Annotated in this window: 22 protein-coding genes; 10 read left to right on the top strand and 12 right to left on the bottom strand. The window is 71.6% G+C overall.

The genetic code is table 11. The features are described from left to right. Window positions 1–3 precede the first annotated feature (3 nt). Entirely contained in the window at window positions 4–1,230 is a 1,227-nt protein-coding gene (locus tag FOF48_RS08425) for a hypothetical protein (RefSeq protein ID WP_143899708.1), read from the bottom strand. A gap of 235 nt (window positions 1,231–1,465) precedes the next feature. Between FOF48_RS08425 and FOF48_RS08430 the strand changes: the two genes are divergently transcribed. Further along, entirely contained in the window at window positions 1,466–2,134 is a 669-nt protein-coding gene (locus FOF48_RS08430) for an RNA polymerase sigma factor (RefSeq protein WP_143899709.1), read from the top strand. Continuing rightward, on the top strand, window positions 2,121–4,076 hold the full coding sequence (locus tag FOF48_RS08435) for a FecR domain-containing protein (protein ID WP_143899711.1): 1,956 nt from the start codon (window positions 2,121–2,123) through the stop codon (window positions 4,074–4,076). Before FOF48_RS08430 ends, FOF48_RS08435 begins: the two co-directional genes overlap by 14 nt. Here the strand turns inward: FOF48_RS08435 and FOF48_RS08440 are convergent. Together FOF48_RS08440 and FOF48_RS08445 are read right to left on the bottom strand one after the other, a co-directional pair. Then, on the bottom strand, window positions 4,048–4,617 hold the full coding sequence (locus FOF48_RS08440) for an FxsA family protein (RefSeq protein WP_143899713.1): 570 nt from the start codon (window positions 4,615–4,617) through the stop codon (window positions 4,048–4,050). The two genes, FOF48_RS08435 and FOF48_RS08440, sit on opposite strands and share 29 nt — an antisense overlap. 121 nt (window positions 4,618–4,738) lie before the next feature. Continuing rightward, window positions 4,739–5,287 (bottom strand): hypothetical protein, encoded by a 549-nt coding sequence (locus tag FOF48_RS08445; RefSeq protein WP_143899715.1) that lies wholly within the window; start codon window positions 5,285–5,287, stop codon window positions 4,739–4,741. A 60-nt stretch (window positions 5,288–5,347) separates the two neighbouring features. Here FOF48_RS08445 and FOF48_RS08450 point away from each other — a divergent pair, with 60 nt between their 5' ends. The 3 genes from FOF48_RS08450 to FOF48_RS08460 all read left to right on the top strand — a co-directional run bounded on the left by FOF48_RS08450 (window position 5,348) and on the right by FOF48_RS08460 (window position 8,447). Beyond that, complete coding sequence (locus tag FOF48_RS08450; protein WP_186001832.1) at window positions 5,348–6,637, top strand: class I SAM-dependent rRNA methyltransferase; 1,290 nt, start codon at window positions 5,348–5,350, stop codon at window positions 6,635–6,637. 60 nt (window positions 6,638–6,697) lie between these two features. Continuing rightward, window positions 6,698–7,192, top strand: coding sequence for a YkgJ family cysteine cluster protein (locus FOF48_RS08455; RefSeq protein ID WP_143899717.1), 495 nt, complete (start codon window positions 6,698–6,700; stop codon window positions 7,190–7,192). Window positions 7,193–7,334: 142 nt separating this feature from the next. Next, a complete protein-coding gene (locus tag FOF48_RS08460) occupies window positions 7,335–8,447 on the top strand; it encodes a glycerate kinase (RefSeq protein ID WP_143899719.1) in 1,113 nt (370 codons plus the stop codon). A gap of 56 nt (window positions 8,448–8,503) precedes the next feature. On the opposite strand, the gene FOF48_RS08465 is transcribed toward FOF48_RS08460, so the two are convergent. Further along, window positions 8,504–9,475, bottom strand: a complete 972-nt coding sequence (locus FOF48_RS08465; protein WP_143899721.1) for a nicotinamidase — start codon at window positions 9,473–9,475, stop codon at window positions 8,504–8,506. Window positions 9,476–9,528: 53 nt separating this feature from the next. Then, window positions 9,529–10,974, bottom strand: a complete 1,446-nt coding sequence (locus tag FOF48_RS08470) for a nicotinate phosphoribosyltransferase (RefSeq protein ID WP_143899723.1) — start codon at window positions 10,972–10,974, stop codon at window positions 9,529–9,531. Window positions 10,975–11,173: 199 nt separating this feature from the next. On the opposite strand from FOF48_RS08470, the gene FOF48_RS08475 reads away from it, so the two are divergent. Further along, a complete protein-coding gene (locus FOF48_RS08475; protein WP_143899724.1) occupies window positions 11,174–11,827 on the top strand; it encodes an MmcQ/YjbR family DNA-binding protein in 654 nt (217 codons plus the stop codon). Between the two features lie 80 nt (window positions 11,828–11,907). Here the strand turns inward: FOF48_RS08475 and FOF48_RS08480 are convergent, their stop codons facing one another. The 3 genes from FOF48_RS08480 to epmA are packed head-to-tail and all read right to left on the bottom strand — an operon-like array spanning window position 11,908 to window position 14,434. Continuing rightward, window positions 11,908–12,687 (bottom strand): inorganic pyrophosphatase, encoded by a 780-nt coding sequence (locus FOF48_RS08480; protein WP_143899726.1) that lies wholly within the window; start codon window positions 12,685–12,687, stop codon window positions 11,908–11,910. Then, entirely contained in the window at window positions 12,684–13,421 is a 738-nt protein-coding gene (locus FOF48_RS08485; protein ID WP_235685486.1) for a 1-acyl-sn-glycerol-3-phosphate acyltransferase, read from the bottom strand. Before FOF48_RS08485 ends, FOF48_RS08480 begins: the two co-directional genes overlap by 4 nt. Further along, a complete protein-coding gene (epmA, locus tag FOF48_RS08490) occupies window positions 13,421–14,434 on the bottom strand; it encodes an EF-P lysine aminoacylase EpmA (RefSeq protein ID WP_143899730.1) in 1,014 nt (337 codons plus the stop codon). The genes FOF48_RS08485 and epmA overlap by 1 nt, the downstream gene beginning before the upstream one ends. A 30-nt stretch (window positions 14,435–14,464) precedes the next feature. Here epmA and FOF48_RS08495 point away from each other — a divergent pair, with 30 nt between their 5' ends. Together FOF48_RS08495 and FOF48_RS08500 are read left to right on the top strand one after the other, a co-directional pair. Then, window positions 14,465–16,204, top strand: coding sequence for a chromosome segregation protein SMC (locus FOF48_RS08495; protein WP_143899731.1), 1,740 nt, complete (start codon window positions 14,465–14,467; stop codon window positions 16,202–16,204). A gap of 60 nt (window positions 16,205–16,264) precedes the next feature. Beyond that, the gene (locus FOF48_RS08500; RefSeq protein ID WP_143899733.1) at window positions 16,265–16,804 is read left to right on the top strand and encodes an FHA domain-containing protein; all 540 of its coding nucleotides are present in this window, start codon (window positions 16,265–16,267) and stop codon (window positions 16,802–16,804) included. A gap of 65 nt (window positions 16,805–16,869) precedes the next feature. Here the strand turns inward: FOF48_RS08500 and FOF48_RS08505 are convergent, their stop codons facing one another. From FOF48_RS08505 to FOF48_RS08520, 4 genes are all read right to left on the bottom strand, one after another. Continuing rightward, a complete protein-coding gene (locus tag FOF48_RS08505; RefSeq protein WP_143899735.1) occupies window positions 16,870–17,913 on the bottom strand; it encodes an SPFH domain-containing protein in 1,044 nt (347 codons plus the stop codon). A 197-nt stretch (window positions 17,914–18,110) separates the two neighbouring features. Then, window positions 18,111–18,911, bottom strand: a complete 801-nt coding sequence (locus FOF48_RS08510) for an ABC transporter permease subunit (RefSeq protein ID WP_143899736.1) — start codon at window positions 18,909–18,911, stop codon at window positions 18,111–18,113. 2 nt (window positions 18,912–18,913) lie between these two features. Continuing rightward, window positions 18,914–19,855: an ABC transporter ATP-binding protein gene (locus FOF48_RS08515; RefSeq protein ID WP_143899834.1), complete on the bottom strand. Its 942-nt coding sequence runs from the start codon at window positions 19,853–19,855 to the stop codon at window positions 18,914–18,916. Between the two features lie 14 nt (window positions 19,856–19,869). After that, window positions 19,870–22,182, bottom strand: coding sequence for a glycosyltransferase family 39 protein (locus FOF48_RS08520; RefSeq protein WP_143899738.1), 2,313 nt, complete (start codon window positions 22,180–22,182; stop codon window positions 19,870–19,872). 287 nt (window positions 22,183–22,469) lie between these two features. On the opposite strand from FOF48_RS08520, the gene FOF48_RS08525 reads away from it, so the two are divergent. Further along, on the top strand, window positions 22,470–23,816 hold the full coding sequence (locus tag FOF48_RS08525) for a hypothetical protein (RefSeq protein ID WP_143899740.1): 1,347 nt from the start codon (window positions 22,470–22,472) through the stop codon (window positions 23,814–23,816). 7 nt (window positions 23,817–23,823) lie between these two features. Beyond that, complete coding sequence (locus FOF48_RS08530) at window positions 23,824–24,687, top strand: hypothetical protein (RefSeq protein WP_143899742.1); 864 nt, start codon at window positions 23,824–23,826, stop codon at window positions 24,685–24,687. Window positions 24,688–24,720: the final 33 nt, after the last annotated feature.

Genomic DNA, 24,720 nt, shown 5'->3' on the forward strand with positions numbered 1-24,720 from the left:
CGGCTACAGCCAGCAGACGTTCTCCTGGCAGCGCTCGCCGGACGGGCACTCGCAGTTGGCCTGGCAGGGCTTGCCGGAGCCCTGGTTCACCGGCTTGCACTGGCCGCTGGCGCAGACCTGGCCCGCCGGGCACTCGCAGTTGGCGCGGCACACCGTGCCGGAGGTACCCGCGTCCACCGCCGGCTGCGTCGGGGGCAGCTTGCACTTGCCGCTGGTGCAGACCTCGCCGGACGGGCACTCGCAGTTCACCGTGCAGGAGATGTTGCTGCCCGACCCCGCGTCCGGCGTGGGCGACTTGCAATGACCGCCATTGCAGACCTGACCGGACGGGCAATCACAGTTGGCCTGGCACGCCTGGCCCGGATCCGGCTGCGGCGACTTGCACTGGCCGCTGGTGCAGACCTGGCCCGCCGGGCACTCGCAGTTGGCCTTGCACGTGCCACCGGAAGGAATGGGCAGGCAGTAGCCAATCTCACACTTGGTGTCCGCCGAGCACTCCGTCGTGGAGGTGCACTGCGCGCGGCACTGGCCATCCACGCAGTCGCGGCCCGCCGGGCACTGGGCCTCCGTGGTGCAAGCGTTCGGGTCCTGCTGGCGCGGCTGGCACAGGCCCTGGACGCAGACGCCGCTCGGGCCGCACTTGGCATCCGTGTCGCAACCGGTGCGGCAGGTGCCGTTGATGCAGTAGCTGTCCGCGCCGCAGTCGGAATTGACCCGGCAGACCGGGGCGGAGCCACCGTCGATGCCCGCGTCCGGCTTCGTGCCGCCGTCAGAGCCCGCGTCCGGCTTGGTGCCGCCGTCGGTGCCCGCGTCCGGCTTGGTGCCGCCGTCGGTGCCCGCGTCCGGCTTCGTGCCGCCGTCCGCCTTGGTGCCGGCATCCATCTGGGTTCCGGTGCTGGAGGTGCAGAAGTTGTCCTTGCAGCGGTTGCCCACGCCGCATTCCGAGTCGCGGTAGCAGGACTGGGCGCACCAGCCATTGATGCACGTCTGCGCGCCGGGACACTCGGAGGAGAACACGCACTGCTGGGAGTTGGAATCCAGGTTCCAGCAATTGCCGGAGCGACAGTACTGGTTCGAGCCGCAGTCGGACGAGGAGGAGCACCCGTAGCTGGGGTTATAGTCCTCGTCGGGCCAGCCGTTGCCGTTCGTCTCGAGGATGCAACCCGACAACAGGCCTAACAGCGCAAGGAACGGCACGACCAGCATGCCGCGAAGCGTGGTGTTCCTCATGAGTGGGGGCTCCAAAAGAATGGGATGTGTCCGGACCGGCCACCGGGGGGTCATCCGATTTCGAGAGCCTTCGACGCAAGACGGGTCCGGAATGATCAAATAATTTTGATCTTTTTTCGTCTGTCCGGAGACCCAGGGGCACGGAGGCAGTGTGCTCGTCTGGACCACCGACACAGACTGGAGGGCGTTCCTGGAGGGTGGGGGCGTCCTGCGTCCCCGCGAAGGAGAAGCGCTGGTGTCCAGCCGAGGAGCACGCACGTGGGCGTCCACGGCCCCGCCGGAGTCCGGCGTGGACGTGGCGGGCGCGCGCATTCCCTCCGCTTCGGACGAGGCCCACCTGCGGCTCCTGGTCCGCCGGCTCCAGGACGGGGACCTGGCCGCCTTCGAGCAGCTCTACGAGGCCACGCGGCTGGACGCGGCGCGAACCCTGCGCCACCTGGTCGGCAACCGCGTGGAGGTGGAGGACCTGCTCCAGGAGACGTACCTGCGGCTGCTCACGGCGGTGAAGGGCTTCCGGGGCGAGTCGCGCTTCAAGACGTTCCTCTACCGGGTCTGCGCCAACGTGGCGCTCAGCCACTTGAGGTGGAAGCGGCGCCGGCCGGAGGACCCGTTCGCGGACCCGCCAGAGGTCGTGGCCCCGGGCGAGGACCCGGAGCGCGCCGCGGAGCGCCGTCAGGCCGCCCGGTTGGTGGAGGCGGCGCTGGAGAAGCTCAAGCCCAAGAAGCGCATCGTCTTCGTCTACCACGAGCTGTGCGGCATGAGCCCGGACGAGATCGCCCTCGCCGTGGGAAGCTCGGCCAACACCGTGCGCAGCCGGCTGCACCACGCGAGATTGGAGTTCACCGAAGCCATGCAGCGTCTGGTCGTCGCCCGGCCCGTGGGGGGTCCCCATGGCCAGCCATGAGACCCAGGCCCTGTGGGCCCTGGCCGCGGGCGAGCTGGACGCGGCCGGGAAGGCCCGGGTCGAGGCGCACGTGGCGGCCTGTGGCGCCTGCGCGGCGGAGTTGGGGCGGGTGGTGGAGGCCCGGGCGCTGTTGCACGCGGCGCGCGAGGTGGAGCCCGCCGTGCGGTGGGACGAGACGGGCGCGCGGCTGAAGGCGGCGGCGGCGAAGCGGATGGCCTCGCCCGAGCGGCGGTTCCTGTCGCCCTGGGCGCTCACGTTCGCGGGGGCCTGCGCCGCCGTGCTGGTGCTGTGGCTGGGCGTTTCGCTCGCGAATCGGCCTCCGCGTGAGGCGGGGGCTCCGGAGGCCGTCGCGAACGGGCCGACCTCCAGGCCCCACACCGCCCCCACGCCCCCAGAGGGCGCGGCCCCGGGCGGACCGGCGCGGCCTGCGGTCGGCGGACAGGAGGAGGCGGTCGCGGCCCGGACGGAGGCCCGTGGCGAACAGCAGGTGGCGAGCGCGGAGCAGGCGGGAACCGCCTCCACCACGGAGGCGGAGCGCGCCACCGGCGCGGTGCTGCGAGAGGCCACGGGCGCTGAACACGTGCTGACGCCGGGCATGCGCCTGCGCTCGGGCATGGCGGTGCGGACGCAGCCGAAGGCGTCGGCGGTGCTGCGGCTTCCGGACGAAAGCCGGGTGCGGCTGTCCGCGGGGTCGGACGTCGTGTTCGCCCGCGCGGAGTCGAACGCGGTGCACCTGACCGTCCACCAGGGACGACTCTCCGTCAGCGCTTCGCACGTGAAGCGGGAAGAGTTCCTCGTGGAGTCCGCGGGCCTGCGCGTCTCCGTCGTGGGGACGGTCTTCTCGGTGGAGCGCACCGTGCGTGGCGCCGCGGTGGCGGTGCTCGAAGGGCGCGTGCGCGTGGATGCGGATGGGCAGCCGCCGCGCTTCGTGGACGCGGGCGAGCGCGTGGAGCTCTCCGGCGCGCAGGGAGTGATGAAGCCTCGCACGCTCTCCGCCGAGGACCGGCAGGCGTTCCGCGACCTGCGGGCCGCCGAGCCGGGCCCCGTGGTCGCGAGCCTCGCGCCCCTGCCGAAGGCTCCGTCCCGGGTGGGCACGAGCACCGCGCCACGCCAATCCGTTGGTACGGGTGCCAATCCCATGGAGGCGCCGTCCCACGCGCCGGCAAGCGACGCGGCACTTCACCCGTCCGTCGCCACCAGGTCCCCCACTCAGGATGGCTCAACGCCCGCGCCCGGCGCGGAGGATGCGGCCTCCGCCCCGGAACAGCGGGACACGGTGGCCCCCTCCGAGACTCCCCAGGCCATCGCCAGCAGCCCGAAGCCCGCGCCGCCACCGGACCGCACCGTGGCCGCGCCTCCGAGCGCCCCGTCCCCGGCCGATGACTTCGTGCCCTACCCCGGCTCGACAGGTGCCGCGCTCGCGGCCTCCTCGCCCCTGCCGACGCCGGGTGACGTGCGGGCTCCGTCGATCGCCCCCTCCACTCCCGTGGAGCCGCGCAAGCGCAAGACGTTGGGCGCGCTCGTTCCAGGGGGCCTCCTGTCGGAGGACTCGGATGAGCGCTTCCTCGGATACGCCAAGGTGCAGTCGTCCGGCTCGACCTGCGGCCGTTTCCTCGTCGGACTCGGGGAGATTGCCCAGGCCAGCCCACGCATGAGCCACCGGGAACAGGCCCGCGTCCTGCGCGGCCGATGCTTCACGAGACTCCACCAGCCCTCGGACGCCGAGGACGAGTTCCGCCAATACCTTCGCGAGTTCCCCACCGGCCGCTACGCCACCGAGGCGCGCACCGCCCTGGGGATGTCCGCCGAGGCTCCGCCTTCCACGCCCCCGCAGCCCCCCGCGCCGCTCCCGGCGCCCACGCCCACCCCGCCCCGGTGGAACGGAGGAACGGGCGCGCCCCAGCAGGTGCCCGTCAGCCCCGGGGTTCCTCGTCGCTGGTGAACTCCGCGTCCACCTCGCCCCCCTCACTCCGGGGGCGGCGGAAGGTGTCGGGGCCCTCCGCGGCGGGCTCCACCTTGGCGGGCGTCTCCTGCGTCTCGAAGCGCCGCCCGTCCTGGAAGGGGTCCTCGCCCGGAACCGGCCCGACGCCACCGACCTGGGTGAAGCGCACGGAGCCCGACAAGAGGGTCTTCTCCAGGGAGCGCCGCACCCGCGCCGTCACCCACCGGCGCACCGGCGGCACCATCAGCGCCAGCCCCATCACGTCCGAGATGAACCCCGGCGCGATGAGCAGCGCACCGCCCACCATCACCAGCACGCCGTTGAGCAACCCCTCCTCGGGCACGCCGCCTCCGGCCATGGCTTCACGCCAGTTGCGGAACACCCGCTCGCCCTGCCTCCGGGCGATGAGGCTCCCCAGCACGGCGGAGGCCGCCAGCAGCGCGAGCGTGGACCCCAGCCCGATGTGATGCCCGAGCGTGATGAGCAGATACAGCTCCGCCAGGGGCAACAGGATGCAACCGATGACGAGGACCTTGAGCACGCTGGCACGTTAACGCCAGATTCACTCCCGCGCCCATTGTCAGACGGACACTCCGTGCTCCCGCGTCCCCGAGCGCCCACCAGGGTCCTCGCCGCCCCCTCCAGGGCCAGGCCCCCCGGACTCACTCCCCGTTGAGCTTGTCCATCAGGTACCGCATCACGAAGAAGAGGATGGCGAAGCCGCCCACCGCGAAGAGCACCAGCCGCGTCGGCATCGCCATGCCCTCGGACGACAGGCGCCGGTCCAACCGCTCCGCCCGGGCCATCGCCTCCGCCAGGCCGGGGGTGGTCTCCATGGGCTTCGCGGTGCGCGCGTACGCTTCCGTGCGCAGGTACTGCGCCACGACCTGCTCGGTGTCCGCGGCCGTCAGGACCTGTCCCAGCTGTGGATCAAACAGGCGCGCCCCCGCCTCGCGGGCCAGGATGGCGGCCTCCTCCAGGACCTCGCGGAGGAGGTCCGGCCGGGCCTCCAACGGCACGCGCAGCTCCGTGCCCACCACGCGCTTTCCATCGCGCAGCGGGAGCACCTCGACGCCGCCATGCGCCAGGAGCCACTCGCGCACGCCCTCCGGGCGGACGGCCCCTGGGCGCGCCGCCAGCAGGGCATCCACCCGTCCCGCGTCGAAGGGGGCGCCTGGCGCCCCCGCCTGAAGGACCAACTCGTATCTCACGCGGGTTGCGAGTATACGCCGCGCGGTCCCTCCCCGCCCTTTTCCTCAGAGAACGCCTCGATGAAGCCCTCCCCTCCCCCTCGCTCCGGCCGCCCCGGTGCCCCTCCCCCCGGACGCGGGAAGCCCGGTCAGCGCCCGGAGAAGATGCGCGCGGACCGCACCTCGCCCGAGCTGGGGCCGGACGGCACGCCCCAGGTGATGCTGCTGCGCCGCGGGTCGGACCGGTGGCTCGCGGGCCCGCCGTGGATCTACCGCGCGGACCTCAACGGCGACCCCGGCCTCCAGGGCGGCGAGGTCGTGCGCGTGGTGGACGGCCGCGGCTGGTTCATGGGCAAGGCCTTCTATTCGAAGCAGTCGAAGATCTCCCTGCGCTGGCTCACCAACGACGACGTCGCGGTGGACGAGGACTTCTTCCGCCAGCGCCTCCAGTCCGCGGAGCGGCTGCGCAAGCTGGCGCTGCCCGGTGAGACGACGTACCGGCTGGTGCACGGCGAGGCGGACGGCCTGCCCGGGCTCGTGGTGGACCGCTACGGCGACTACCTGAGCGTGCAGTTCCTGGTCCCCGCGATGGAGCAGCGCAAGGCGCTCATCGCGGACCTGCTGGAGGAGCAGTTCCACCCCAAGGGCATCGTCAACCGCTCCGACGTGAGCGTGCGCCACCTGGAGGGCCTCACGCCGGAGAAGGGCCTGCTGCGAGGCGCCCTGCCCCCGGGCCCCGTCTCCTTCGACGAGGGCCTGGTGCGCATGCGCGCCGACCTCCTCGAGGGCCAGAAGACGGGCGCCTTCCTGGACCAGCGCGAGAACCACGTGATGGCGGCGCACTACGCCTTCGGCGACGCGCTGGATTGCTTCAGCTACGTGGGCGGGTTCGCGCTCCAGCTGGCCACTCGCGCCAGGCACGTCACGGCGGTGGAGATCTCGGACGCGGCCTCCGCGCAGCTTCGCGACAACGCCCAGGCCAACAAGCTCACCAACCTGGACGTGGTGACGGCCAACGCGTTCGACTTCCTGCGCGACGCGGTGGACGAGGGCAAGCGCTACGACACCATCGTGTTGGATCCGCCCTCGTTCGCGAAGAACAAGGACGCCATCCCGGCGGCGGTGCGCGGCTACAAGGAACTCAACCTGCGCGCCTTCCAGCTCCTGCGCCCCGGCGGCATCCTGGTGACCGCGAGCTGCACGTACCACGTGGACGAGCAGTCCTTCGAGGAGATGCTCGCCTCCGCGGCGTCGGACGCGAAGCGCCGGGTGCAGATCATCGAGCGCCGGGGCGCGGGCCGCGACCACCCCGTCCTCCTCAACCTGCGCGAGACGCGGTACCTCAAATGTTTCGTGCTGCGCATGCTGTGAGTTAGGGTACGACCCATGGGGTCCGCCCACCGGGCCCCGACGTGCGAGAATGGTTCAGGCATGGCACGCGGGGAATGGGACGACGCAGACGACGAGGCCCCCGCGACCGGTACGCGGGCGCTGGAGCGTGCCATGCAGGAGACGCGCACCGTCTACCGTCAGGCGGACGCGGCCTACGCCCCGTACTCGTGCGCGGCGAGCGGCGAGTGCTGCCAGCTGGCCGTGACGAAGCGACAGCCCTGGTTGTGGCTCCCGGAGTGGGAGGTGCTCACGCGGGGACGCCCCCTCCCGCCGCTCCGCGCCGACGGCGGCTGTCCATTCCTGGACGCCGCGGGCAAGCGCTGCACGGTGTACGCGGACCGGCCCTTCGGCTGCCGGACGTTCTTCTGTTCGCGCATCCAGGGCCCCGCCCGTCAGCCCTCCGATGAGGTGACGCGGCTGCTCCTGCGGCTGGAGCGGATCTCGCAACGCGTCATGCCGTCGCTCCAGGGCCCACGGCCCCTCCTGGAATGGTATGCGGGGGTCAACACCGCCCCGGCCCGGGAGGAACCATGAAGTCCATGCTGCTGACGCGGTGGCGGAACGCCCACCTCAGTCCCCCCGTGTCCGCGAGGACGTACCGCGCCCGTCGCGCGCCCGCGGCGCCGTGTTCGCGGCAGGCCTGCTCCACGCGGTCCGAGCCCGTGGGTGTCCGAACGTGATCCGCCCACGCTGGCTCCTCGCGCCCCAGGAGTTCAAGGGCACCCTGAGCGCGGCCGAGGCCGCGGACGCCATGGCGGAGGGGCTGCGTGAGGCCTCCCTGGACGTGGTGCTGGACGTGGCGCCGCTGGCGGACGGAGGTCCGGGGACGCTGGATGCGCTGCTCGCGGGGGCTCGGGGTGAGCGGCGGCGGCTCACGGTGCGCGGTCCCCTGGGCGCGCCGGTGGAGGCCTGCTGGGCGCGGCTGGACGACGGGCGCACGGCGGTGGTGGAGATGGCGCAGGCGTCGGGCCTCGCCCTGGTGCCGCCGGAGCAGCGGGACGCGCGGGCCGCGTGCACCCACGGCACCGGGGAGCTGATGCGCGCGGCGCTGGACGCGGGCTGCGAGCGGCTCATCGTCGGCCTGGGCGGCAGCGCCACCACGGATGGAGGCAAGGGCGCGCTGGAGGCCCTGGGCTTCCGCTTCCTGGACGCGGACGGGGCGCCCCTTCCGCCGGGAGGAGCGAGCCTCGCCCGGCTCGCGCGCGTGGAGGCGGACGGGAAGCACCCGCGCCTGGGGCAGGTGGAGTTCCTGGTGGCCACGGACGTCACGACGCCCCTGCTGGGCGAGGACGGCGCCGCGCGCCTCTTCGGTCCGCAGAAGGGCGCGGATGCCGCGGCGGTGCAGGAGCTGGAGGCGGCGCTGGCGACGTTCTGCCGTCTCGTGGACGAAGGCGCCGCGGCCCTCCCTGGCGCGGGCGCGGCGGGCGGGCTGGGGTATGGGCTGGCGGCGCTCGCGGGCGGGAAGCTGACGTCCGGCTACGACCTGGTGGCGCGGGCGCTGGGGCTGGAGCGGCGGGTGCTGCTCGCGGACCTGGTGCTCACCGGGGAAGGCCGGTTCGACCGGCAGACCGCGCTGGGCAAGGGCCCCGTGGCGCTCGCGAGGCTGGCGCGCGCGCAGGGCACCCACGTGGTGCTCTTCGCGGGCACCGTGCAGCGCGACAACGGTCCGGAGCTGTCCCTGTTCCAGGAGGTGGTGGAGCTGAGCGGACAGGCCCGCCCTGGCGCCGACGCGCGGGAGACGCTGCGCGAGGCCACCGCGCGCTGGGCGCTCGCGCGGCTGGGCCGGTAGCGGCGCGTCGGACAGGGGCGCCCCTCCAGCCCCATCCGATGGACGCCGCGCTCGCGCTACGGCGCCAGGGGATCCGTCGTCCGCACCACGCGCATCCCGGCGGCCCGGAAGCCCTCCAGCGCCTCCTTCGCCACGCGGGGGAAGTCCAGGCCCGCGGGCAGCGGCTCCAACGGCGGCGCGGGCACGGGGCTCATCGCGTCCTCCAGGATGTGGATGCGCTGGAGCTTCGACGGATCCGTGCGCTCCAGGGACTGCTGCAGGTCCCGCAGCGTGGACAGCACGCAGTGGGAGCTGGCCTGCCCGAAGACATACACGCGGTCGAACGACAGCAGGTGCTCCAGCAGCCGCGCGTTGAACTCGCCCACGCGCTGGCCCTTCACCTCCGTCACCTCCGGCGCCATCACGGAGTAGTTCTCGGTCAGCGGGTGCTCGCCCTTCAGCTCGAAGTGCGTGGGCGTGTCCCGCACGAGCGCGTGGAAGAGGCTCGCCTCGTACATCGCCGGCACCAGCGCGTGGCTCTGTCCGCCCAGCAGCGCGTGGTACGGCCAGATGGTCAGCACGTACCGTCCACTCGCCTCCAGCGCCTCGCAGTACGCCAGGCTCTCCTCCGGGAAGCGCGTCGCCGTCCAGCGGCCGTCCCGCACGTCCCGCGCGGTGATGACCGTCATGGGCGGGGGCGGGCGTCCCCGCGCGTCCCGCCACCACGCCGGATGGAAGATCTGGAAGGCCCGGTGCGTGTCCAGCGAGAACACCAGCCCCGTGAGCCGGTCCAGGTTCGCGTACAGCCAGCGCAGCGTGCGCTGCGTGTCCTCCACCGCGCCCGGCACGAAGAGGCTCGCGCCGGGCGTGCAGAAGGCCACCTGCGCGTCGATGCCGAACGCCGCGATGCGCAGGCCGTCCTCTCGGGCCGGACGGACGCGGTGCTCGGCGGCGTAGCGCAGGGCCTCCTCGGAGACCTCGGCCACGCGCTCCAGGTAGAGCTGGCCCGCTCGCGCGTCGTCGTGGAACCGGGGTGGGGGCAGCGACATGACGTCCTCTCCAGGACCGCCTGGAGCCGCCCACCCCCGGACCCCGGGAAGCGTCAGCGGCCCTGCGGGAAGTGGCGCCGGGTAATCGACTCCACCAGCGCCGTCGTGGCCGAAGTGTAGCCGATGCGCTGCTCCTCCGCCGTGAGGCCTTCGGCGCCCATCAGCGACGGCGCCGCGGCGGCCGCCTCCATCAGGGGGAAGTAGCCCTGGGGCGTCGCCTCCCCTGCCTGCCCCACCAGCCCCAGCGGCCCGGAGCCGGTGCGGCGGCGGAAGAGGACCGGCGTGCCCGGCACGCTCTGCTTGCCCTCCGCCAGCTCGTTGCCGAACTTCATCACAGGCGTCGCCCCTGAACACGACAGCTTGTAGATGGCCGCCACCCGGTCACGCGTCAGCGCGTGGGACAGGGTCCGCGCCACGATGTGGCCCCCGTAGCCGTAGAACTGCGCGGTCGGCTCCCAGCCCACCTGCTTGCGCAGCTCCTCGAAGTCGCGCGTCATCTGCGCGTCCAGGCCGTCCTCCAGGATGATGACCGGCCGGATGTCCAGGTCCTTCGCGCGCGTCACCGCGTACAGGTACTGGAGCCGCTTGTTGCCGGAATCGAACCGGATGGAGTCCCCGCCCTGCGGCTCCTCGGAGATGAGCTTGAAGGCCGCCGGAATGCCGGAGGTGAGCGTGTCGAAGGTGTCCAGCAGGTAGCTGGAGCGCTGCGGCCGGCGCTCGTGCATCGCGCGGTAGGCCGCGTCGTCGGAGCCGTAGCGCTGCACGTGCTCGTGGCCCATCGTGCCCACGGGGATCATCCCCAGCGCCCGCGCGCCCTCCACGTTGCTCGTGCGCTGCACGCCCACATCCTGGCAGGCGCGGAGCGCCAGCGTGTGCTGCTCCAGGCAGGTCGCCGCGCGCAGGCCCACCTCGAAGATGCGGGCGGGGTCTTCGACGATGTCCACCAGCTCCTTCACCTGCGCCCGCACGCGCTGCTGGTAGCCCTCCGAGTCCACCCGGATGGGCACCGCCCGCACGCCCACCTGGTCCAACGTCTCCAGGGCGATGCGCTTCTCCTCCTCGCACGTCACCGTGGCGAGGGCCCGGGCCAGGGCGTCGCGGTCCTGGAGCGCCTGGGTGGCCACCTGGATGCGGTAGTTGAGCTGCAACAGCAGCGGCTCCAACCACGACACCAGCGAGGAGGGCCCCGTGAGCGTGAGGATGGGCTCGCGCGGCAGGAACACCGCGCCCCGGGGAATGGCGCGCACGGAGAGCCGCTCCGTGCGCAGGATGGACGCCTTGAAGCCGACGCCCATCTCGTAGTCGTGCTGGGCGAGGAACGCGTAGTCCTCTGGCTGGGGCACCGGCAGAAGCTGGCGAACCCACGCCTCCAGGTCCAACGGCATCACCTGGGGGCCGCCCTTGCGGTGCGAATAGTAGAAGGTCTCCTTCCGCAGGGGCCAGCCGGCCTCCGCCATGCTGAACTTGTAGCCATCCGTGGCGAGCAGCGACTGGGGCATCGGGAGACGACTCCTTATCGTTGACCCAGAGACTATGCGCGGGGCCGCGCCGGGACCTAGGGACAAGGGTCCGGGAGGATGCGGGAAGCCACGGGGTGGCTGTCACCCGCCGTCGCAAGTTGGACTGACACATTGGGGAATACGCCGGATGCGACAGGTCCGGTTAAGCTGTCACGACACACAACGAAGCAAGGTGCCCATGCCCGCAGAGAACGAGACGCAGAAGGTCGAAGCGGTACTGCGCGAACATGCGATGAGCTACCCCGGCGCCCACGAGGACTTCCCCTGGGGCCACCGCGCGATGAAGGTCAATGACAAGACCTTCCTCTTCATGACCGTGGACGGCGAGAAGCTGAACCTCTCCGCCAAGCTGCCCGACTCCAAGGACGCCGCCCTCACGCTGCCCTTCACCGAGCCCACCGAGTACGGCCTGGGAAAGAGCGGCTGGGTGACGGCCCACTTCGACGAGGCCTCGCAGGTGCCGGTGCCCGTCATCAAGGCGTGGATCGACGAGAGCTACCGCGCCATCGCGCCCCGCAAGTTCGTGGATCAGCTCCCCGCGCGCGGCACCGCCGTCCCCGGCCCCGCCTCGAAGCCGTCCCGGTCCACGGGCAAGAAGCCCGCCTCGCCCAAGGCCGCGGCCCCGGTGAAGAAGGCCGCGAAGAAGGTCGTGGCCCGGGTGAAGTCCGTGGCCAAGAAGGCCGCCGCGCGGGTGAAGTCCGTGGCCAAGAAGGCCACCGCGAAGAAGGCCGCGAAGCCGGCCCCGTCCGCCAAGAAGCCGGCGCGCAAGGCCGCGAAGCCCGCCCGTGGCAAGCGCGCCGCCCCCGCGCCCAAGCGCGCCCGCCGCTCCTAGCAAGGCGAGCGCGGGCACCCGCGCGGGAAGGGGGGCCAGCAGCCGCTCCCCTCCGCGCTCGGGGCACCGTGGGGCAGGGACTACTTCCCGCCGCGAGAGGAAGCGCCCTTGGCCCCGGAGGTCCTGGACGCCGGAAACCTGGGGGCGCTGGACGCCGGAGCCTTGGACACCGCCGGGGCCTTGGACGCCGGGGCCTTGCGGCGGGGCGCTGCCTTCCGGGCCGACTTCGGCTCCGGCTCCACGAAGAGCTTGTCGTAGTCACGGATGCTGCGCCGGATGACCTCCATCGCCTCCGGCCGGTCGTAGACCTCCGCGATCTCCACGCTGCGCTTTCCCTCACCCGGAATCTGCTTGTAGGTGAGGAAGTAGTGCTTCAGGCGGTCCAGCAGCGGGCGCGGCAGCTGCGCGATGTACTGGAGCTCGCCGTAGACCAGGTCCGACTCCAGCACCGCGATGATCTTGTCGTCGGCCTCGTTGCCGTCGACCATCCGGAAGCCGCCAATGGGCACCGCGTGCACCAGCAGGTTGCCGTTGGAGACGACCTTCTCCGTCAGCACGCAGATGTCCATGGGGTCCCCGTCGCCGTGGATGTCCTTGAGGCCGGTGCGCTCCGCGCAGCGCTTCGCGACCTGATCGCCGCAGTACGTGCGCGGGATGAAGCCGTAGAGCGTGGGGCACTGGCTGCTGAAGCGCTGGGGACGGTCCAGCTTGAGGATGCCGGACTCCTTGTCCAACTCGTACTTCACCGCGTCCGTGGGGACGATCTCGATGTACGCGTTGACGACTTCGGGGGACTCCGGCCCGGGCGAGATGCCATGCCAGGGATGGGACTGGAACGTGGTCTGGTTCGTCTTCTTCATGGAATGTCTCCCGAGCGCTGTCGCGCCTCGGCGTAGAGCCTGGCCACCGCCTCTTCCAGGCGGTGCGTGAGGGTGTCCCGGTCGTCCAGGGTGAGCCCCTGCGTAGGCACCGGTTCGCCCACGACCAACGCGACCCGCTGGCCCCACTGGATGGCCCGCCCGCCCTTGGGGAGGATGAGCCGGGTGCCGGAGACGGCCATGGGGACCACCGGAACCTGCGCCTGGATGGCCAGCGTCGCCGCGCCGCGCTTGAAGGGCTTCAGCTCGCCGTCCGGGCTTCGGGTGCCCTCGGCGTAGAACAGCACGCTCACCCGTTCGCGCAGGGCCGTCACGGCCTCCGCCAGCCGCGCCTTGTCATCCGCGCCGCCGGTGCGCTGCACGGGGATGTTGCCCGCCCGGCGCATGGCCCGGCCGAACACCGGCACCTTGAAGAGCTCCGCCTTGGCCACGTAGCGGGTGTGCTTGTCGATGTGCGCGAAGTTCACCATCGCGTCGAAGTGCGACTGGTGGTTGCACACGAAGACGACATGGCCTTCCTTCGGGATGTTCTCCACCCCGAAGGCTTCATGCCGGACGCCCGCCGACGCCAGCCCCGAGCGGGCCCAGAGGCCCAGCACCTTGTCCGCCGCCTGGTGGTTGTCGAACCCGGACAGCACCGACACCGCCGCGGACGCCGCGCCCGTGAGACCCACCGCGGCCGTGCCAGCGAACACCGTCTGGAGCACCTTGAGCATCAGACGAACCCGTGCGCGGGGAACAGGAGGACGTCCTCGATGCGCTGGACCCCGAGCAGCAGCATCAGGATTCGGTCGAGCCCCACGGCGATGCCCGCCGAGGGCGGCATGCGGCCCACCGCCTCCAGGAAGCGCTCGTCCAGGGGATACACGGAGCGGCCCAGCCTGCGCCGCAAGTCCTGCTCCTCCACCAGCCGCGCGCGCTGCTCCACCGCGTCCGTCAGCTCGGAGAAGCCGTTCGCCAGCTCCAACCCCTTCGCGTACAGCTCCACCCGCTCCGCCACGCGGCCGTCCCCGGGCTTCAGCCGGGACAGCGCCGCCATGGACGCCGGGTATTCGATGAGGAACGTCGGCCGCTCGTGCCCCAGCCCCGTCTCCACCTTCTGCAGGAACAGGTGGAAGAAGACGTCGTCGAACGACGTCGCGTCCCCCGTGCGCACGCCCACCGCCTCCGCCGCCCGCTTGAGCGACGCGCCCTCCGCGTGCTGGTGGAGGTCCACGCCCGTGGCGCGCAGCACGGCGTCCCGCACCGTCACCCGCTCATAGGGCGTGCGCGTGAAGAACGCGGGGTCCGCGCCAGGCTCGCCCTCCTTCGCGTCCGCCGCCGCCCGGCCCGCCTGGGCGAGCGCGCCCTCCAGGTCGTCCATGATGGCGTGGTAGTCCGCGTGCGGCCGGTAGAACTCCAGCAGCGTGAACTCCGGATTGTGCGTCTGGGACACCTCGCCGTTCCGGAACACCTTGCATATCTGGAACAGCGGACCGGCCCCCCGCGCGAGCAGGCGCTTCATCGCGTACTCGGGGCTGGTGTGCAGGTAGAGCGTGCGGGCCCTGCCCAGGTCCGTCTCTGGGACGAAGGGCGTCTCGAAGGCGGAGATGTACGGCTCCATGCCGGGGGTGGGCACGAGCAGCGGCGTCTCCACTTCCAGGTATCCCTGGCCGGCGAAGAAGTGGCGCAGGGCGGAGTACAGGCCCTGGCGTCCGCGGGCCGCCCGCCATGGGTTTACGTTGGGCATCGGCAGGTCGGAAGTAACATGGGCGGCCTCATGTCCCCAAGGATTCCGTCCCTCCTCGCCGCCGCCGTGTGTTTGCTGAGCGCCTGTCATAAGGCGCCCCCCGCGGTCGTGGCTCCCCCTCCCAGCGAGGAGCAGCTCCTGACCGGCGAGGTGAACGCCCTCTCCACGGAGGCGGCCCTCCTCCTGGAGGAACAGCACCGGCTCGTCTGGGACTACTGGACGGAGGGCAAGGCGGTGGACATCGCGGCGACGTACACCGGCAAGGAGCCGCTCTTCAGCCTGGAGAACCTGCGCCGCATCGACCGGCTCCGGCACCTGACGAAGGAGCCGCGCGAGCTGCGCGCGCTCACCGCGCTCCACGGTCACTTCGCCGGTGAGTTCCTGGCGCGCGAGCTGGCGGAGTACAACGACGCGTCCGCCAACCTGGAGGCGTCGCTCAAGCTGAGCGTGGACGGGCGCGAGGTGCGCTACCACGACCTGGAGCGGCTGCTCGCCAACGAGAAGAGCGCCTTGAAGCGCAAGGCCCTCTACGCGGCCGCCACGCCCGCGCTCACGCGCCTCAACCAGACGCTGCTCCGACGCGAGGCGCGCACGGAGGAGCTGGTGAAGCAGATGGGCTTCGAGTCCTACGAGGCCTTCGGCAGCGAGCTCCGGCAGGCGGACCTGGAGCGGCTGGCCCAGCTGGCGGAGGAGGTGCTCCAGGCCACGCAGGAGCCGTACCGGCTGGTGATGGAGCGGCTGAGCCAGCGCGAGCTGGGGCTGCCCTTCGCGCAGATCACCCGCGCGGACATCCCCCGCCTGTTCCGCTCGCGAGAGGTGGAGGACGCGTTCCCCAAGGGCGAGTCGCTCGCGAAGGCGCAGGCCACCGTGGCGGGCCTGGGCATCGACGTGGCCGCGCTGCCCAACGTGAAGGTGGACGCGCGCGACCTGCCCCAGAAGAACCCGCGCCCGCTGGCCCTGGCGGTGAAGGTGCCCGCCGACGTGCGGCTGTCGTTCAAGCCCGGCACGGGCGTGCTGCACCAGGGCCGCGTGCTGCATGAGATGGGGCACCTCTTGCACACGGCCTTCACCCAGGAGCCGCGCTTCGAGCTGGCGCGGCTGGGCAACCCCACGGTGGGCGAGGCGTACTCGGCGCTCTTCGAGGACCTGCTGGAGGACCCGGTGTGGCTGGAGGAGCACGCGGGCGTGCTGGGGGACAACGACAAGCGCGCGCAGTTCCTGGCGGCCTCCAGCGCGCACAAGCTGTACCTCATCCGCCACGCGGCGGGCCGGCTGCTCTACCAGTTGGAGCTGCACCGGCGCGCGGCCGTGGATCCGCGCGAGCTGTACCGCGCGCTGATGGCGCGCACCGGCGCCATGCCCATGACCGAGGACGACGTGGAGCGCTACCTCGTGGACCAGGAGGACTTCTACCAATCCGCGGACAGCTTCCGGGCGTGGTTCCTGGCGGGGCAGCTCCAGGGGCAGCTGAAGGCGCGCTTCGGTCCGGCGTGGTGGCACGCACCGGAGGCGGGCGCGTTCCTCAAGGAGCTCTGGGCGCGGGGCAGCGCGCCGTCCGCGCGCGAGGTGACGCAGGCGATTGGCGAGAACGGACTCGCACCGGACGTGCTGCTGCTGCGCCTGAGCACCACGCTCCAGGTGCCCATGAAGCTGGACCTGCGCCGGCTGGACGACACCCCGGCGCCCGCCGCGCCGCCGGCCCCGGCGCCGCCCCCACCGGCCCCGGTTCCCGACACGAAGCCGACCGTCCCCACACCGCCCGCCTCCTAGCGGCCATCCTGCCTTCGCGTCCCCTTTCCGTCCCCGCCGGTTGCACGTAGGGTCGGGGACATGGTGTCCGTGAAACAGCTCCGCCCCTTCGCGGGCGCTTCGCTGGAAGCCTTCCGGGCCGCGTCCGGCTCCGTGGCCCTCATCCAGCAGCCCGTGGAGGCCGTCTTCCGCGACGTGGCCCCCGCCATGATTGGCGCGCGCACGGTGGGCATGGCGCACCGCTCGCGCATGGGCGAGCGCCTGCTCGCGATGCTGCGCGACTTCGACAACCTGGAGGTGCACTTCCTCCAGCCGAACCAGGACGGCGAGGAGTTCACCGTGGGCCGCACCGACGCGTGCGACCTCATGGTGCCGGAGCCGTCCGTGTCCCAGCACCACGCCACCCTGCGCTGGAACGCGGCCTCCGGGGACTTCTCCGTGCGCGACGCCCAGTCCATGAACGGCACGTTCATCAACGGCGCCCCCCTGGCCTTCAAGGCCCAGGTGATGCTCCACGACGGCGCCACGCTGGCCTTCGGCGACGTGCAGTTTCTCTACCTGCGCGCGGAGACGCTGCACGAACACCTGCGGCTCGCCGTGCCGGGCACGCCAGCCCCCTGAAGCACGAAGGCCCCGCCTCCCACCGGGGAGACAGGGCCTCGCGGCTCATCGCGGGAGCGGCGGGACTACAGCAGCTTCATCAGCTCCGCGCGCTTGGCGTTGTACTCCTCGTCGGAGAGCACGCCCGCGTCCTTCAGCTCCTTGATCTCCTTGAGCCGCTGCGCCGGGCTGCGCGTGTCCGCCGGGGGCGCCGCCTGGGCGGGCTCCGCGGGACGCTGCTGCGCGTGGCCCTGCTGGTTGGCGAACATCTGCGCCATGCCGAACCCCATGCCCATGCCCATGCCCTGCATGGCGCCGTCGGAGCCGCCACCGCCCTTGGCCATGCCCTCGGAGGCGCCGAGCATCGCCTGGCCCTGGGCGTACTGCTGGAAGCCGCCGGCCAGCCGCGAGTACGCGACGTCCTTGGACAGCTTCTTCAGCGTGACCTCGTCCTCCGGCTTGATGCTGACGACGAAGTTGCCCATGCGGACGATGGTGAGGCCGTAGCCGTCCACGTGCGGCTTGAGGCCGGCGAGGATCTCCTGCTCCATCTCCTCCACGTAGGCGCCGCTCGTCACGTCCAGCAGCGGCCACTTCTTCTTCACCAGCAGCTCGGCGGTGCGGTCGCGCGTCACCTTGAGCACCTGGCCCTTGAACCAGCCCAGGAACTCCTCGTTGGAGGCGCGGCCCATGCCCACCAGGCCGACCACCAGCTTCTCCGGCTCCGTCACGCGGATGGAGAAGTCGCCGTACACCATGGTGCCGATGCCCAGGCCCGTCTCCGGGTCGCGCACGTCGCCAATGGGGCCGCCGAACTTCACGCCCGTGTGCTCGCGGTTGGAGACGAAGAAGATCTCCGCCATGAACATGTTGCCGCCGGTGAAGCCCTCCAGGAGCCGCGACAGGAACGGGATGTTGTTCGTGTCCAGCGTGTGGCGACCGGGGCCCAGCTTCCCCTCCACCTTGCCGTCCTTGACGAACAGCGCCACCTCATCCGCGTCCACGGTGAGCTGCGTCTTCATCCGGACGTTCTTCTCCGGATACTTGTAGACGATTTCACCCTTCGCGCTGTCCGCGCGGGCGATGAAGTTCCGCTGCGCCTCGCCCTTGATGCTGTCGAAGATCCCCATGTCTGTTTCAGCGCCTCCGTGGCCGCCTGGGCGGCAGGTCTTCAAAGCTTCCGTAACCCCAGCCCTTAAATGCAGGGTCTCCGGCGCGAAAGCGCGACCGCTTCCGCCCCGGCGTCCTTCCCGGAACATAACAGCTTCACGGGCCACTGCCCGCCCGCCCGGCCCCCTGGCGGCCCCGTCTCCCACCCGCCAGTGACTCAACCCCAGCGGCTGACCAGACGTTCCCGGTCGAGGAGGCGAATGCTGGCCCACAAGAGGACGAAGTCCAGCACCAGCACCACCGCGCCCTGGATGGCGTAGTACCCCAGGCCGGCCTTGAGCACGCCCGCGACCTGGCCGCCCACCAGCCCCACCAGCGGCAGCACCACCAGTGCGGACAGCTGCTGCGCCATGCGCGCCTCGCTCACGCGGGCGGAGATGAGCACCGCGACGCCGTTGCCGAAGAAGGCGAACAGCGGCGCCAGCACGAACACGCCAAAGCCCCACAGCGCGTTGGGCATCAGCGGCGCCCCCACCAGCGGCCACGCCACCCAGTCCACGCCCACGCAGAACAAGGCGAACGCGATCCAGGTCATCACCACCGCGGGCACCAGCGCCGCCAGGCTCTTGCCCGCCACCAGCTCCGACGCGGACACCGGCGACGAGAGCAGCGGCTCCAGCGTGCGGCGCTCCTTCTCCCCCGCCACGCTCTGGGACGCGATGAGGATGGGGATGAAGACGGGCATCACCAGGAACATGCCGAACCAGTCGGTGAGCGACTTGTCGATGAGGAAGCGCGCCGCGCTCGCGCCCAGGGGCAGCGTGGGGTCGTAGAAGAGCGCCACCGTGCGCAGGTCGGAGTGGTCCGGCTGCCGCACGTACGACCACACCACGCCAATGGGCACCGTCACCATCACCAGCGGCAGCACCGCCATGGACAGGAGCAGGCCCACGTTCTTGCGCAGGTCCAGCGAGTCCTTCCAGAACACCGCCAGCGCCCGTCGCGGCCGGAAGGCCATGGTCACCCCTCCCCTGCGCGCAGCAGGTCCAGGTACACCTCTTCCAGCGGCCGCTGCGCGGGCACCACGCTGTGCACGCGCGCGCCCGCCGCCACCAGGCACGCCACCACGTCCGGCGCATGCGCTTCATCCGCCAGCATCACCCGCAGGCGCCCGCCCTCCAGCAGCACGTTGGGCGCGAAGGGCAGCCTCGCCAGCGCGGGCCGGAACGACTCCGCGTCCCCCTCCACGCGCACGTCCAGCGCCTGTCCCGAGCGGCGCAGCTCGCGCACCGGCCCCAGCGCGAGCAGCCGGCGGCGCACCACGGCCACGCGCTCGCACAGCCGCTCCACCTCCGCCAGGTTGTGCGAGCACAGGACGATGGTGCGCCCCTCGGAGGCCAGCTCCGCCACCGCGTCGCGCACGGTGCGCGCGGACTCCGGATCCAGGCCGCTCGTGGGCTCGTCCAGGAAGATGACGCGCGGGTCGTGCACCAGCGTGCGCACGATGGCCAGCTTCTGGCGCATGCCCTTGCTGAAGCCCCCGCACGGGTCGTCCTCGCGGCCCCCCAGCCCGAACCGCTCCAGGTAGTGCTGCGCCCGGGGCCACGCGGTGGCTTCGTCCAGCTCGTGCAGCTTGATGAAGAAGCGCAGGTTCTCCCGGGCGGTGAGGCGGTCGTAGAGCCCGGGCTGTTCGGTCAGCAGGCCCACCACCTTGCGCAGGGCTTCACCGTCGTACGTGACGGAGTGGCCCCACACCTCCGCGTCGCCGCTGGAGGGCTTGAGCAGCCCCGTCAGCATGCGCACCGTCGTCGTCTTGCCCGCGCCGTTGGGGCCCAGGAGGCCGAACACCTCCCCGGGCCGCACGTCGAAGGTGAGGTCCTCCACGGCGGTGCGATCGCCGAAGCGCTTCGCCAGTCCGCGCACGCGCAGGCCCCCCTCCACGGGGGCGTCCACGCGCGGCATCGGGATGACGATGCTCACTCGATGGTCACCAGGACGAACTTGTTGTTGATGTCCCGGTCGATGAGGGTGACGGTCTTGTCGGAGCCCACCGCGTTGCGCAGCAGCGACAAACGGTTGTGCTCCACCAGCGCCCACTCACGGCCGGGCCGCGACGCGAACTGGCGCATGCGCGTGTTGGCGTCACCCGCGCGGAACTGCTCCACCGTGTTGCGCGAGTAGAACGTCTCTCCGCGCCAGTTCATCATGTACGCGGCGATGGGCTCCCCCGGCTGCCGCTGGGCGTAGTAGCGCCAGAACAGGTCGCGCTGCGTCCAGTGGTGGGACAGGTCCACCCAGTGGCCCCAGTTGAACCAGAGCGCCAGGCCCGCGGCCAGCCCCCAGAACGTGCTGAACAGCAGCACGCGCGAGCGCTGCAGCGCGGCCACCACCGCCAGCATGCCGGCCACGCCGAACGCGAAGCCCAGGCCCACCTTCACGTTGACGGTGCCGGAGAAAGCCTTGAAGAGCGCGTCCGACGCGGGCGGGCCCTTGAAGCCGCGCACCGCCAGCATCACGCCCACGAGCGCGAGGCCGAAGCCCACCGTCTGGAGCACCGTGCGCCCCGGCGCCTCCTCCGGCCGCGACGCCTGCCAGAAGAGGAAGCCCGCGAGCAGCGCCAGCGCCACGCCCCACAGCCCCATCGCGGACACCTGCCCCTGCGTGGCCACCGCGACCAGCGAGGCCACGCCGGTGAGCAGCAGCCCCAGCGCCACCGCGCGCGCGGCGGCCGGGCGCTCCGCCTTGCTCTTGGAGGAGAAGGCCTCGAAGGCCAGGTACACGCCGAACGCCAGCAGCACCAGCGTCACCAGGTCGCCCATCCACAGGGCGCGCGAGGAGAAGAACGCGATGGGCTTGGTGACCAGGTCCTGCGGATAGGGCCGGTCGTAGTTGAAGACGAACAGGTCGGTGAAGTCCTTGGGGTTCTCCGCCAGGTCCTTGCCCACCAGGATGAACAGCACCAGCCCGAAGATGAGGCTCACCGAGTGCTCGGCGACGCCGTCCTTCCACAGCCGGTCCACGAACAGCGCGATGAGGATGGCCAGCCCCGGCAGCACCGGGAACACGTAGTGGTGGAACTTCGTCGCGCTGGAGGCCAGCAGGTAGAACGCGAACGCCACCCACAGGACGGCGATGAGCGCCAGGTGGTCCGCCTTGTCCCGGGACCGCAGCTTGAGGCGCGACACGACCGCGAACGCGCCGGGCACCAGCGCCACCCACGGGAAGATGGCGAAGCCGCCCTGCTCGATGAAGTAGGTGAACGACCCGCCCGGCGTGGTGGTGTACACGCCCGCGGTGAGGCGGTTCAGGTGGTCGTGGATGAAGAAGCGGTACCAGAACAGCTTGCCCTCGTCGTCCACGCCGTTGAAGAGGCACAGCGTCAGGTACCAGGGCACCGCCACGGCCGCGAAGGTGAGGATGCCCGTGCCCAGCTTCATCCGGTACATCTGCGCCCACAGCACCGGCATCGCCCGGGTGCCCGCGCGCACCTGGGCGCGGGCCTCCCCGCTGAAGAGCCAGCTCAGGTGCGCCTCCAGGCTCTCGCGGGTCCACGGGATGACGGCGGCGACCGCGTACAGCACCAGGATGACCGCCGGCAGCCCCACGCCCAGCAGGCCCTTGGCCAGCGTGGCCAGCCCCGCGAACACGTAGAAGGCGTACCACCAGCCGGCGCGGTGCTTCGTCGTGTCATCCAACTGGGCGATGAGCGCGCACGCCATGGCGCACACGAAGGTGGTGACGAACGGCGTGTCGGTGACGGTCTGCCGCGTGAGCAGGAAGTACAGCGGCATGGTGGACAGCACGAAGCCCGTGGCCAACCCCGCCCGCGCGCTCACCACCCGCGCCACCGCCAGGGACAGCAGCGCCACGGCGGTGATGCTGAGGATGGCGAAGGGCATGCGCATGCCCCACTCCGTGTAGAGGCCCATGGCGCCGTCGCTCTTCAGCGCGCCGACGATGTTCATCCCCAGGGCCTGCAGCCACATGGTGAGGGGCGGCTTGGAGAAGAACCACGCGTTCTCCCAGAAGGGATAGACGTAGTCGCCGCGCTGGATCATCTCCCGGCCCACTTCGCCGTAGTGCGTCTCCCAGGGGTCCCACAGGCCGACCGCGCCCAGGTAGGGCACGAAGAGCAGCGCCGCGAAGCCCGCGGTCGCCAGGACCATGCGAGCGCTGAAGGGCAGGGCCTGCCACCGCTTCGCCCATGCCGTCGTCAGGGTTTCCTCGCCCAGGATGGCCTGGGTGAAGGTGGATTCCCCCTGCGAAACCTTTTCGCCGTCGCTTGCCACGCGCGCGTGCTCCTTCGTCGTCCGGGACGGGCCCGCGCACACCGCACGGGGCCGGGGCGCTTATATCCCCCCCACCCCCGCCGGTCGACCGGAGCGGACACGGGGTGCGTCGTTCTCGCGCCAACGCGCGGTCCCGTGCACAGGCGCTGTGCAGGCGCCTGCACAGTCGCACGGGCAAGTCCGCGGAAGCCCGTCCAGCCGCCAGGGGCACGACCCTTGTAAGGGCCCCTCCCCCAAAGCCCGCCCGCATGGCCGGAACACGGGGGGCCGCTCATCAAGGAGCAGTGATGCTGGCTTCAGCGGTGACCCTGGGGTGTGCCCTCCTGCTCGGGCAGGCGGAGACGCCGGACGTGGTGGGACGAGATGCTCCGCGAGATGCTCCCGTGGTGGGCCGGGACGCTCCGGTGCTGGGCCGGGATGCTCCCGTGGTGGGCCGGGACGCTCCGGTGGAAGTGGGGGTGACCGTGGCGCCCGAACCCTGGAACTTCCAGATGGCCATCCCGGACGCGACCTCTCCCCGGCAGCCCGACGAGGGAGAAGCCTTGTGCCTGCAACTGCCACCGACCCCCGCCGTCCCGTCGGGGGTGTGGCGCGCCCGCTGTGACGAGGCGAAGCGGGAGTGCCTCGTCTCTCCCGCGATGGTGCTGGACTCCGAGGGGCACGAGGGAGACCAACCGCTGCAGAGGGTGTCCCGTTGCCTCCAACTCCCGCTGCCCGCCGAGAAGCTGCGCGAGTACCACCTGGTGCCGGCCATCGCGGAGGCGCCGCCGGGATGGTTCCGCGACGAGCGCGGCCGCGTGTTGCAGTACAACTTCGACCTGCACCGGCGGATCCGCGTGGGTGGGGCCTGGGCGCCGCGGTGGGTGCGCGCGACGGAGGGCGTCGACGAGCGCGCCCGGGTGGACTTCGGCGTGGACCTGGAATGGCCGGGAGAAACCGGCCGGCTGCACCGGATGACGATCCTGGACACGGAGCTGTACCTGGGGGACGCGGCCTCGTACGAGGCCACGCTCCTGCGCTACGACTTCCGCAGCGAGCACGACGCGCCGCTCTTCCGGGTGACGACCTTCTACGGCCAACCCCGGCGCTTCGACGTCTACGCCAACATGGGCTTCTGGATGGAGGTGCTCCACGCGGAGCAGGTTCGTCGCGAGGACGTGAAGGCGGACTTCCTCTCCCTGGTCGCGACGCACGTGACGCTGGACCTGTGGCACTCGCGGGACCTCGCGTCGTACGTGCGCGTGAGGACGGGGCCCTCGGTGGAGCGCGACCTGACGAACGCCTTCTACACGCTCGTGCCCGGCGCGGCGCTGGAGGGGGACTTCACGCTGGACCCGAACGGCTTCCACCACGTGCTCTTCGGCGTGGAGGCCCAGAAGGTCGTGCTCGCGCAGCGCGTGGAGGGCCGGCCTCCGAGCCCCGAACGACTGCGGCTGCGCGCGGGCTACGAGGTCATCGCCCTGGCCATCAACGACCAGCCCGTGAGCCTGACGCTGGACGGGCGAGGGACCTGGCGCGATGACCTGGCGAACGCGCCAGCGGGCTGGGAGTGGTCCGCGCAGGCGGGGCTGCGCTTCTCGCTGTGGGCTCCAGCGCGGCGCTCCGCTCCGACGTCGCATGGCGGGAAGGGCTAGGCGCGGGATGGTCGCGCTCGCGTTGGCACTGCTCCTGGGGACCCTGCCCGCCCCCGGCGTGATCTGCGAGGGCAGGACAGCCGGCGGGGAGACGTTCCCCACCTGCTTCGACCCCGGCACGGGCTTCGTGCTGGGCTCCTCGCTGCGCGTGCAGGACGATGCGGCGGCCCTCGCCCTGCGCACGGGCTTCCTCGTGAGGACGGAGCGCTCGAGCGGCAGCAAGACCGACTCGCTGTGGCTCAACTCACACCGCCTGCTCATGACGGAGGCGTGGAGAGGCGCGCGCCCTGGACTGACGTTCACGGGCTATGACGGCCTCTTGCGCAGACACGTGGAGGAAGGCTCGCTCCTCGTCTCCATCGGGCGACCACGGCGCATCCCCTTCCCCTTCGACGTGGCGCTGTCCGCGCGCGCGGCCCACCTGGAGCGGCGCGTCTGGGAGGGGCCGGGCTGGACGCTGGAGACGGGCCGCGTGGGCCTGCTGTTGGATCCACTCCGCACGAACACCCCTTGGGGCTGGCTGGCCGTGGGGCCCTCCGCGAGCCATGCCCTGAGCCACGACCGCGACGGCACCCGGCATGAGGTGTCGCCCTTCACGTCGCTGCTCCTCGACTCGGGCTGGGAGACCCAGGACGGCCGGTGGGCGCTGCGCGCGACGGGGCTCGCGGGATGGAGCTTCGACTTCGAGGGTGGGGCTCGTTTCCGAGCGAGGGGGGAGGTCGCGCTGGAGCACGTGGTCCTCGCGGTCAACGACGCGCCGGTGTTCCTGAGGCTCACGGCCGCGGGCGTGCGAAGCGATGCGGGGCTGCTCCGACGCGACGAAGCGCTGCTCGGCGTGGGGCTCGCGGTCCGTCCGTTCGGCGAGCGATGAAGCAGCCATCGCCCGCCAGGGGCTCTCCGCCAT

Source organism: Corallococcus sp. Z5C101001 (assembly GCF_007352635.1).
In the GTDB taxonomy this organism is placed as follows: domain Bacteria; phylum Myxococcota; class Myxococcia; order Myxococcales; family Myxococcaceae; genus Corallococcus; species Corallococcus silvisoli.

Coding starts and splice junctions, on each gene's coding strand:
- FOF48_RS08465 (WP_143899721.1), bottom strand. CDS start 9,475: ATGTCGCTGCCCCCACCCCGGTTCCACGACGACGCGCGAGCGGGCCAG.
- FOF48_RS08455 (WP_143899717.1), top strand. CDS start 6,698: ATGGCACGCGGGGAATGGGACGACGCAGACGACGAGGCCCCCGCGACC.
- FOF48_RS08480 (WP_143899726.1), bottom strand. CDS start 12,687: ATGAAGAAGACGAACCAGACCACGTTCCAGTCCCATCCCTGGCATGGC.
- FOF48_RS08530 (WP_143899742.1), top strand. CDS start 23,824: ATGGTCGCGCTCGCGTTGGCACTGCTCCTGGGGACCCTGCCCGCCCCC.
- FOF48_RS08505 (WP_143899735.1), bottom strand. CDS start 17,913: ATGGGGATCTTCGACAGCATCAAGGGCGAGGCGCAGCGGAACTTCATC.
- FOF48_RS08475 (WP_143899724.1), top strand. CDS start 11,174: ATGCCCGCAGAGAACGAGACGCAGAAGGTCGAAGCGGTACTGCGCGAA.
- FOF48_RS08435 (WP_143899711.1), top strand. CDS start 2,121: ATGGCCAGCCATGAGACCCAGGCCCTGTGGGCCCTGGCCGCGGGCGAG.
- FOF48_RS08500 (WP_143899733.1), top strand. CDS start 16,265: ATGGTGTCCGTGAAACAGCTCCGCCCCTTCGCGGGCGCTTCGCTGGAA.
- FOF48_RS08450 (WP_186001832.1), top strand. CDS start 5,348: ATGAAGCCCTCCCCTCCCCCTCGCTCCGGCCGCCCCGGTGCCCCTCCC.
- FOF48_RS08485 (WP_235685486.1), bottom strand. CDS start 13,421: ATGCTCAAGGTGCTCCAGACGGTGTTCGCTGGCACGGCCGCGGTGGGT.
- epmA (WP_143899730.1), bottom strand. CDS start 14,434: ATGCCCAACGTAAACCCATGGCGGGCGGCCCGCGGACGCCAGGGCCTG.
- FOF48_RS08525 (WP_143899740.1), top strand. CDS start 22,470: ATGCTGGCTTCAGCGGTGACCCTGGGGTGTGCCCTCCTGCTCGGGCAG.
- FOF48_RS08425 (WP_143899708.1), bottom strand. CDS start 1,230: ATGAGGAACACCACGCTTCGCGGCATGCTGGTCGTGCCGTTCCTTGCG.
- FOF48_RS08495 (WP_143899731.1), top strand. CDS start 14,465: ATGTCCCCAAGGATTCCGTCCCTCCTCGCCGCCGCCGTGTGTTTGCTG.
- FOF48_RS08470 (WP_143899723.1), bottom strand. CDS start 10,974: ATGCCCCAGTCGCTGCTCGCCACGGATGGCTACAAGTTCAGCATGGCG.
- FOF48_RS08510 (WP_143899736.1), bottom strand. CDS start 18,911: ATGGCCTTCCGGCCGCGACGGGCGCTGGCGGTGTTCTGGAAGGACTCG.
- FOF48_RS08515 (WP_143899834.1), bottom strand. CDS start 19,855: ATGCCGCGCGTGGACGCCCCCGTGGAGGGGGGCCTGCGCGTGCGCGGA.